Origin of the sequence: Pelomonas sp. KK5 (assembly GCF_001984095.1) — a bacterium.
Taxonomy (GTDB): Bacteria; Pseudomonadota; Gammaproteobacteria; order Burkholderiales; family Burkholderiaceae_C; genus KK5.
Map to the genome: position 1 here is coordinate 1 of NZ_LYVQ01000278.1, position 7,427 is coordinate 7,427.

A 7,427-nucleotide genomic window follows, 5' to 3' on the forward strand; every position below is an offset into this window, starting at 1 on the left:
GTCCTGCTGCTCGCCGTGGATGTCGAACAGGCGCAGCTCCACCTCGCCGGCCCGCACGTCGAGCAGGCCGAAGTTCTGGCGCTCCTCGCCCGCGACGATGCCGCTGCGCAGCGCCGCGGCGGATGAGGTCGCCTCGTGCAGCGGGAAGCGGCCGCCGGTGTCGAACTGGTCCACGTCGTTGTAGTGGATGTCGCCGCTGACCAGCAGCGTGCGGCGCGCGGCGGCCTGGCCCTTGAGCCACTGCCAGTCGGTCGGGTACTTCTTCCAGTCGCTGCTGGTGGAGCCGTTGGCCAGCAGGTGGACGGCATCCGGATGGGCCTGCGCGATCGCCTGCTGCAGCTGGCCGCGCTGGGCCTCGCCGAGCAGCTGGCGCTTGTCGTGGCCCACCAGCAGCGTCTCGGTGCGCCAGCTGCGGCTGTCGCTGAGGTGCAGGTGGAGCAGCGGGTCCAGCTGCAGGCTCAGCACCGGCGGGGCCGGCTCGGCGGGGTTGCCGAAACGCGGATCGGTCGGTTGGTCCGGGAAGCTGCCCGGCGTCACCAGCGCCTGGCGGAAGGCCTTGAAGAAGGCGTTGCTCAGGTGCAGCTTGTCGCGCTGGGTCGGCATCGCGATGACGGCCGCGCCGCAGGCGTCGTTCCAGAGGAAGTCGTGGTCATCCCAGATCGCGTGGACGCGGCCCGGCGGCAGCGCGCGCAGCATCGCATCGAACTGCGGCACCGCCAGCTGCTGCCGGTAGCGCTGGTGGACCAGGGCGGCGAAGCGCTCGGTCGACAGGCGCTGCGCCACGTCGGGCGCGAAGATGTCGATGTAGATGGTGTCGCCGAGCAGCACCACATGGTCGGGCCGCTCGGCCCGGATCCGGTCCCACACGGGCTGTTGCGGGAAGGCTGGGGCGCAGAGGCAGGAGGCAAAGGCGATCTTCATGGGCGCCGAGTGTCGTGCGCCCGCGGCGCGATGCCATCGCAAATTGTGATGAGGTGCGAGCGATGCTTCAGCGCGCCGCCGCCGCCGTCCACTGCAGCCAGCGCCCGTGCGGATGCGACCAGGCGAGCGCCTCGGTCTCGCGGCCGGGGATCTGCAGCGTCCACAGCGTGGACGGCTCGGCACCGTCAGCCAGGGGCGGGAGCGCCAGACCGGGCGGCCGCGTGCCGGGCGCCTCGGCGCTGAGCCAGGCCAGGCCGCGCTCGCGTACCAGACGCTCGACGATGGCGCGAAAGCGGGCGAGCAGCGGGGCGTCGAAGTAATAGAGCACCCAGCTGTTGAACAGCACCGGCTGCACCTCGGGCGGCAGGCCGTCCAGCCAGGGCTCGATCTGCGCCATGCAGTCCTCGGCCTGACGGATCTCGAAGCCGCCGGCCAGGGCCACGGCAGCGTCCAGCCGGGCGGCGCGCTCGCGGTCGTGCGGCCACAGGCAGGCGCGCAGCCAGCGGACGGCGGCTTCGTCGCGCAGGTCGATCGGCGCCGGGTCGAGGCCCAGGCGGCTGCGCAGGCGCCAAGCGGTATCTGTCGGCGGGGACGCGTCGCCGAGCCAGCGGCAGGGGATGGTCAGCGCCGAGCCGACCGGCCCACGCTGGAACATGCCGTAGTCATAACGGTACAGGTCGACGGCAAGGTTCAGGCCGGCGCTGCAGCCGAAGTCCAGCAGGGCCAGGTCTTGCCGTCCCGACACGGCGGCGATGTGCTGCAGCGCCGGCCACAGCACGGCGCAGCGGCCGGTCTCGTTCGTCTGGGTGCTGGCATGGCGCAGGTGGTCGACCAGGGCGGCCTGCTCGCTGCGGGCGAAATCCAGCAGCAGCGCCGGCAGCTCGGCATCGGGCAGGCGGCTGCCGCCGACGCTCGGGTAGTAGTCGCACAGCGGGTGCGCGGCGCCGGCCAGCACGCGCTCGTGCAGCGCGGCCAGCAGCAGGTTGGGCTTGCGCTGCGTGGGCGGCGCATGCGCCATCAGGGCCAGCAGTTCGGGGGCATCGGCGACGGCGCGGCAGATCGCGACATAGAGCGGATCCTGCGTGCAGTCGACCTCGGCGAAGCGGCGGAAGATGGCGTCCATGGCATGCAGCGTAGCCGCTGGCCGGCCGGTTCCCACCAGCCGATCCGGCATGCCGCCATGCCGGATCGATCAAGGCATCAGGCCGCGGCGGCCAGCGCCTTCTCGATATCCGCCCGGATGCTCTTGGGCGCGTCGTTGGGCGCGTAGCGCTTGATCACCTGCCCGTCGCGGCCGATCAGGAACTTGGTGAAGTTCCACTTGATCGCCTCGGTGCCCAGGATGCCAGGCTTCTCGCCCTTGAGCCACTTGTAGAGCGGATGAGCGCCGGCGCCGTTGACCTTGATCTTCTCCATCATCGGGAAGCTGACGCCGTAGTTCAGCTGACAGAAGGAGGAGATCTCCTCGTTGCTGCCCGGGTCCTGGCCGCCGAATTCGTTGCTGGGGAAGCCGATGACGATCAGGCCCTTGTCGGCATAGTCCTTCCACAGTTCCTCCAGGCCGGCGAACTGGGGCGTGAAGCCGCAGGCGCTGGCAGTGTTGACCACCAGCAGCACCTTGCCGCGCTGCTCGGCCAGGTCGACGGGCTGGCCGGAGATCGAAACAGCCTGGAAGTCGTAGATCGTGCTCATGGTGAGGTCTTGGGTTCAGGTGCAGCGATCGTAGCGCCGCCGAACGTGGCCAGCAGCGCAGCCGCCAGGATGCAGACGCCGCCGATCGCCGTGCGCCCGTCCAGCTGCCCGCCGCCCAGCCACAGCGCCGACAGCGCGGCGAACGGGATCTCGCTGAGCATCACCACCGAGGTGATGTTGGCCGGCAGCCGCGCCGCCCCGTACTGCAGGCACAGGTTGGAGCACAGGAACAGCAGCGCCATGCCGGCCAGCGGCAGCAGCCACTGCGGCCCGGGCAGGCTGGGCCAGCCGACCAGCCCGGCGCCGGCCATCGCCAGCGCCGCCGCACCGGCCACGCCCACGCCGCCCAGGAACATCGCCAGCGCCCGCGCATGGGCGCCGCTGGCGGCCTGGCGGCGCAGCATCACGTTGTTCAGCGCGAAGGAGAAGCCGCCCAGCAGCCCCAGCCAGTCCGCCAGGCCGGACGGCAGCGGGAAGCCGCCGCCCTCGGGCATCAGCACGATCACCGCGCCGCCCAGCGCCAGCAGCATGCGCAGGCCGGCCAGCAGGCTCAGGCGCTCGTGCAGCACGAGCCGGGCCAGCAACACGGTCCACAGCGGCGCGGTGTAGAACAGCAGCACGACCCGCACCACGTCGCCGATCGCCACGCCCCAGTTGAAGGCGGTGTTGGTGCAGCCGGCGGCGGCGACGATCACCCACAGCGCCGGCGTGCGCCGCAGTTCGCCCCAGGAACGCGGATTGCTCGCCGCGATCACCACCAGCGACAGCAGGAACAGGGCCACCGTGGTCCACAGCGGATGCAGGCCGGCCGCCTGGAACTGTCGGAACGGCCACCAGGACAGGCCCCAGACGAGGGCATTGAAGACGAGGGCGAGGATGGGCATGGGATTGAGGACGTAACCGGGGGCCGCGGCCTGACTTTGTGTTTCTGGCCCGGGGATTAGGCTATAAGGCAGGCCTGAGAGCGCGGCGGGCGGGGGTTATAGCACGGGCCCCTGGATCGGCTGACTGAATGGCTGACCGGCACACCGATCGAACAAACGGGCGATCGATCAACCAGCAAGGGAGCGTCTGTCTTGGATCATCTGGCCTGCTTCACCCCCGCGGACCTGCAATCGCCCCGCCCGCCCGACCTGGCGCCCTACCGCTGGCGCCTGCTGGCCCAGGGCGACTCCTGGTTCTCGGCCTCGGCAGCCAAGCTCAACGCCCATGCCAACCTGCTGCAGGAGCTGGTCTTCGACTCGCCGGCCTGCGCCATCAACTGCGCCGGCACCGGCGACGCGCTGGCCCACATGGTGGACCTGGAGTCGGCGCCCGATTTCGTGCGCCTGCTGACCGCCGCGGATGCGCCGGCCTGGAACGGCATCCTGCTCTCGGTCGGCGGCAACGACCTGATCGACGCCGCCAAGACCGCCGCCCATGATGGCGAGGGCAAGGATGTGCCGCTGCACCTGCGCCTGCTGCGCCGCCAGACCGAATGGGGCCCGCCCTCGGCCGGCGTGGCCCGCTACTTCTCCGAACCCGGCTGGGCCACCTATGCCGAGTACCTGCGCACCAACGTCCGCCACCTGCTGACGCTGCGCGACCAGGGCCCCTCGGCCGGCAAGCCGGTCTTCATGCACTGCTACGCGGTGCCGGTGCCGCGGCCCGCCGGCTCCGAGGATTCCGAGCTGGGCGCCCGCGGCCCCTGGCTCTATCCGGCGCTGAAGGCCTACGCCCTGCCGGGCGCCGACTGGGCCGCCATCAGCCGGCTGATGGTCTTCCACCTGGCGCAGCTGCTGAAGGGCATGGCGGCCGACCAGACCCAGTTCCCCGGCCTGCACGTGTTCGATTCCACCTCCGTCCCGCTGGCCCCGGCCGCGCCGGGCAGCAGCGGCAGCAGCGGCGACTGGCACAACGAGATCCACCTGAACCACAGCGGCAGCTTCAAGATCGCCCGGGCGTGGAGCGAGCACATCCAGAAGGTGCTGAATCCGCCGGCGACGGTGGAGAGAAGGCGCTAGCCGCTTCCTTTCTGAATTGCCAGCCATGGCTGGCAATCTTCGGATTTGAAGCGCATACTGTCAGCCATGGCTGACAATCTTCGCCTTCCCTCGGAGCTGGGTGAGCAGCTCGAACGCCGCCGCAAGGAGCTCGCCTTGAGCAAGGCGGCCGTGGCCGAACGAGCCGGTCGTGTCCGTGAGGTGATCTACCGGCTGGAAGGCGGGGATGAGGCCTCGGTGTCCTCCCTCTTCGACGTGCTGCGCGCGCTGAACCTCGTCATGCGGATCGAGCCGGCCGGACTGCCGACGATGGAGGAAGTCGCGGCCGCGTTCAACAAGGACGAGGACGACGATGCTGCCTGAGCGCATCGCGCAGCTCGACGTGGCCATCGGCCCCGATCTTCTCGCCGGCCAGCTGCTGAAGGGTTCGAACTACGAGTTCCGCTACCTCGACGCCTCCGCCGCACAGCCCTCGGTCGCCCTGCTGATGCCGGCCGCCGCCCGGCTCACCTGGACCGACGGCGACCTGTTCCCGCCCATGGACCAGAACCTGCCCGAGGGCGACCTGTTCATGCGCATCCGGGCGCTGTTCCCCAAGCAGCAGACGACGGCGATGCACCTGCTGGCGCTGATCGGCGACAACGGCATCGGGCGCCTGGGCTTTCGCATTCCCGGCTTCGACACGCCCACCCCCGCCACGCCGCTGACGAAGGCCGACCTGCTAGGCACTGCCTTCTCACCGAAGGTCTTCGACGAGCTGGTGGCCGCCTACCTGAGCACCGGTGCCGGCATCGCCGGCATGCAGCCCAAGATCATGGTGCCGGAGGTCCGCTTCGCGGTGCCGATCCCGACGCTCATCGTGAAGGCGGCGAGCGAGGCCTATCCGGGCCTCACCGCCAACGAGTTCCTGTGCCTGCGAGCAGCACAGCTGGCCGGTATCGAGACGCCGGTGTTCGACCTGTCCGACGATGGCCAGCTGCTGGTGCTGGAGCGCTTCGACACCTTGCCGAAGGCCGATGGCAGCGTCGAGCGACTGGGCTTCGAGGACATCGCCGCGCTGTCCGGACAGCGCGTGCGCGACGTGCTTTCGGACCGCAAGTACCACGGCAGCTACGAGCGCATCGCCGGCCTGCTGAAGCAGCTGCAACTGCCGCAGCGCGACCTCGACCGCTTCTTCGAGCAGGTGGCCTTCTCGGTCATGGTGCGCAACGGAGACGCGCACCTGAAGAACTTCGGCCTGCTCTACCGTTCGTCCACCGATATCTGGCTGGCGCCGATGTTCGACGTCGTCACCACCTCGATCTACCGCTACACACAATATGCAGGCGGTCCGGAGCTGGAAGACCGCACGCTGGCGCTGAAGCTGTTCGCAGGCCGGCATGCGACGAAGGCCTATCCGACGACGGATGAGTTGCTGGCTTTCGGCGCCAAGGTCTGCAATGTCAGGTCACCGGCCGCGGTGCTGCGACGCATTGCCGAAGCGATGGTGCAGGCCTTGCTCGAAGCAGGATCCGACGAACGCATTCCGACCGGCATGCTGGCCCGCATGCGAGAGGTGTGGGATTCGGGCCGCCGATACGGCGCCTAGCTCGCCTGCTCCTCCGCATGCTGCGCCTGCACCGGCTTCAGCAGGTCGCTGCGGCTGACCAGGCCGACGAGGCGGCGGCTGTGCAGATCGGCCACGACCGGCAGCCGTTCAAGCCCGGTCGCCGCCATCCGCCGCGCCGCGGCGCGGCAGGTCTCCGAGGCCAGGCTGAGCCCGGGCGCACGCCCCGCAGCCGATAGCCGGGCCAGCGCGCCGGCATCGGCATGGCCTTCGTCGGCCAGGCCCAGCGCCTCCCGATCCAGCATGCCGACGAAGGCTCCCTGCGCATCGACCACCGGATACGCCCGGTGCCGCTGGGCCGCGCCGAACCAGCCGGCGTGCACCTCGGCCACGGCCGTCGCCGCCGGGATCACCTGCGGCGCCGCGCTCATGACTTCGCCGATGCGCAGCCGCTCCTGCGGATCGACGCCGTACTCGCGGTGCACATGGCGGCCGCGGCGGGCGATGCGCTCGGTCATGATCGAGCGGTGCATCAGCAGCGCCACCAGCCCGTGCGAGACCGCGCAGGCCAGCAGCAGCGGCAGCAGCGCATTGGCCGCGCCGGTGAGGCCGAAGGCGAACAGCGTGGCCGTCAGCGGCGCGCCGAGCACGCCTGACAGCACCGCCGCCATGCAGACCAGCGGCCACAGCGCCGCGTCCCCGCCCGGCAGCAGGCCGGCCAGCACGGTGCCGAGGCCCGCGCCCACCATCAGCAGCGGCGCCAGCACCCCGCCCGAGGTGCCCGAGCCCAGCGAGACGACCCAGATCACCGCCTTCACCGCCAGCAGCGCCAGCGCTGCGCCCAGCAGCAGCCGGTGGTTCAGCAGGTCGCCGATCACGTCGTAGCCCACGCCCAGCGCCCGCGGCTGCAGCCAGCCGCCGATGCCGACCACCAGGCCGCCGATCGCCGGCCACCACATCCAGTGCAGCGGCAGGCGGTGAAAGCCGTCCTCCACCGCATAGAGCGCCCGCGAGAGGCCGGCCGACAGCAGGCCCGCCAGCGCACCCGCCAGCAGGGCGGAGCCGAAGGCCATCCAGCCGGGCTCACCCACCGACAGCGGGAACAGGCGTCCGCCTTCCAGCACCCAGGGCCGGGCGAAACCGGCCACCGTGCAGGCGATCACGACCGGCAGCAGGCTGCGCGGCCGCAGCTCGAACAGCAGCAGCTCCACCGCCATCAGCACCGCCGCCAGCGGCGTGCCGAAGACGGCGCTCATGCCGGCGGTGGCGCCGGCCACCAGCAGCAC

The 7,427-nt window shown here is 70.8% G+C and carries 8 protein-coding genes; 3 read left to right on the forward strand and 5 right to left on the reverse strand.

Annotated elements, in window-relative coordinates; genetic code table 11:
• The 4 genes from B0W88_RS27850 to B0W88_RS27865 form a co-directional block, all read right to left on the reverse strand.
• A partial coding sequence (locus B0W88_RS27850; RefSeq protein ID WP_077037817.1) for an alkaline phosphatase D family protein occupies positions 1 to 921 on the reverse strand: 921 nt, incomplete at its 3' end.
• A 67-nt stretch (positions 922 to 988) separates the two neighbouring features.
• Complete coding sequence (locus B0W88_RS27855; protein WP_077037818.1) at positions 989 to 2,044, reverse strand: DUF2332 domain-containing protein; 1,056 nt, start codon at positions 2,042 to 2,044, stop codon at positions 989 to 991.
• A gap of 77 nt (positions 2,045 to 2,121) precedes the next feature.
• Positions 2,122 to 2,613, reverse strand: a complete 492-nt coding sequence (locus B0W88_RS27860) for a glutathione peroxidase (RefSeq protein ID WP_077037819.1) — start codon at positions 2,611 to 2,613, stop codon at positions 2,122 to 2,124.
• The gene (locus B0W88_RS27865; RefSeq protein WP_077037820.1) at positions 2,610 to 3,497 is read right to left on the reverse strand and encodes a DMT family transporter; all 888 of its coding nucleotides are present in this window, start codon (positions 3,495 to 3,497) and stop codon (positions 2,610 to 2,612) included. The genes B0W88_RS27860 and B0W88_RS27865 overlap by 4 nt, the downstream gene beginning before the upstream one ends.
• Before the next feature lie 192 nt (positions 3,498 to 3,689).
• On the opposite strand from B0W88_RS27865, the gene B0W88_RS27870 reads away from it, so the two are divergent.
• From B0W88_RS27870 to B0W88_RS27880, 3 genes are all read left to right on the forward strand, one after another.
• Positions 3,690 to 4,616, forward strand: a complete 927-nt coding sequence (locus B0W88_RS27870) for a hypothetical protein (RefSeq protein ID WP_077037821.1) — start codon at positions 3,690 to 3,692, stop codon at positions 4,614 to 4,616.
• Positions 4,617 to 4,682: 66 nt separating this feature from the next.
• Positions 4,683 to 4,958 carry a helix-turn-helix domain-containing protein gene (locus B0W88_RS27875; RefSeq protein ID WP_077037822.1) on the forward strand — a complete coding sequence of 92 codons (276 nt, stop codon included), beginning with the start codon at positions 4,683 to 4,685 and terminating at the stop codon, positions 4,956 to 4,958.
• Positions 4,948 to 6,183 carry a type II toxin-antitoxin system HipA family toxin gene (locus B0W88_RS27880; RefSeq protein WP_077037823.1) on the forward strand — a complete coding sequence of 412 codons (1,236 nt, stop codon included), beginning with the start codon at positions 4,948 to 4,950 and terminating at the stop codon, positions 6,181 to 6,183. The genes B0W88_RS27875 and B0W88_RS27880 overlap by 11 nt, the downstream gene beginning before the upstream one ends.
• Here the strand turns inward: B0W88_RS27880 and B0W88_RS27885 are convergent.
• Positions 6,180 to 7,427, reverse strand: a 1,248-nt coding sequence (locus tag B0W88_RS27885) for a chloride channel protein (protein ID WP_144007011.1), incomplete at its 5' end; no start/stop codon positions are given. The genes B0W88_RS27880 and B0W88_RS27885 overlap by 4 nt on opposite strands.

What these genes read in the sequence shown, in the direction of transcription:
- B0W88_RS27855 (WP_077037818.1), bottom strand. Translation starts at nt 2,044, where the DNA reads ATGGACGCCATCTTCCGCCGCTTCGCCGAGGTCGACTGCACGCAGGAT.
- B0W88_RS27860 (WP_077037819.1), bottom strand. Translation starts at nt 2,613, where the DNA reads ATGAGCACGATCTACGACTTCCAGGCTGTTTCGATCTCCGGCCAGCCC.
- B0W88_RS27865 (WP_077037820.1), bottom strand. Translation starts at nt 3,497, where the DNA reads ATGCCCATCCTCGCCCTCGTCTTCAATGCCCTCGTCTGGGGCCTGTCC.
- B0W88_RS27875 (WP_077037822.1), top strand. Translation starts at nt 4,683, where the DNA reads ATGGCTGACAATCTTCGCCTTCCCTCGGAGCTGGGTGAGCAGCTCGAA.
- B0W88_RS27880 (WP_077037823.1), top strand. Translation starts at nt 4,948, where the DNA reads ATGCTGCCTGAGCGCATCGCGCAGCTCGACGTGGCCATCGGCCCCGAT.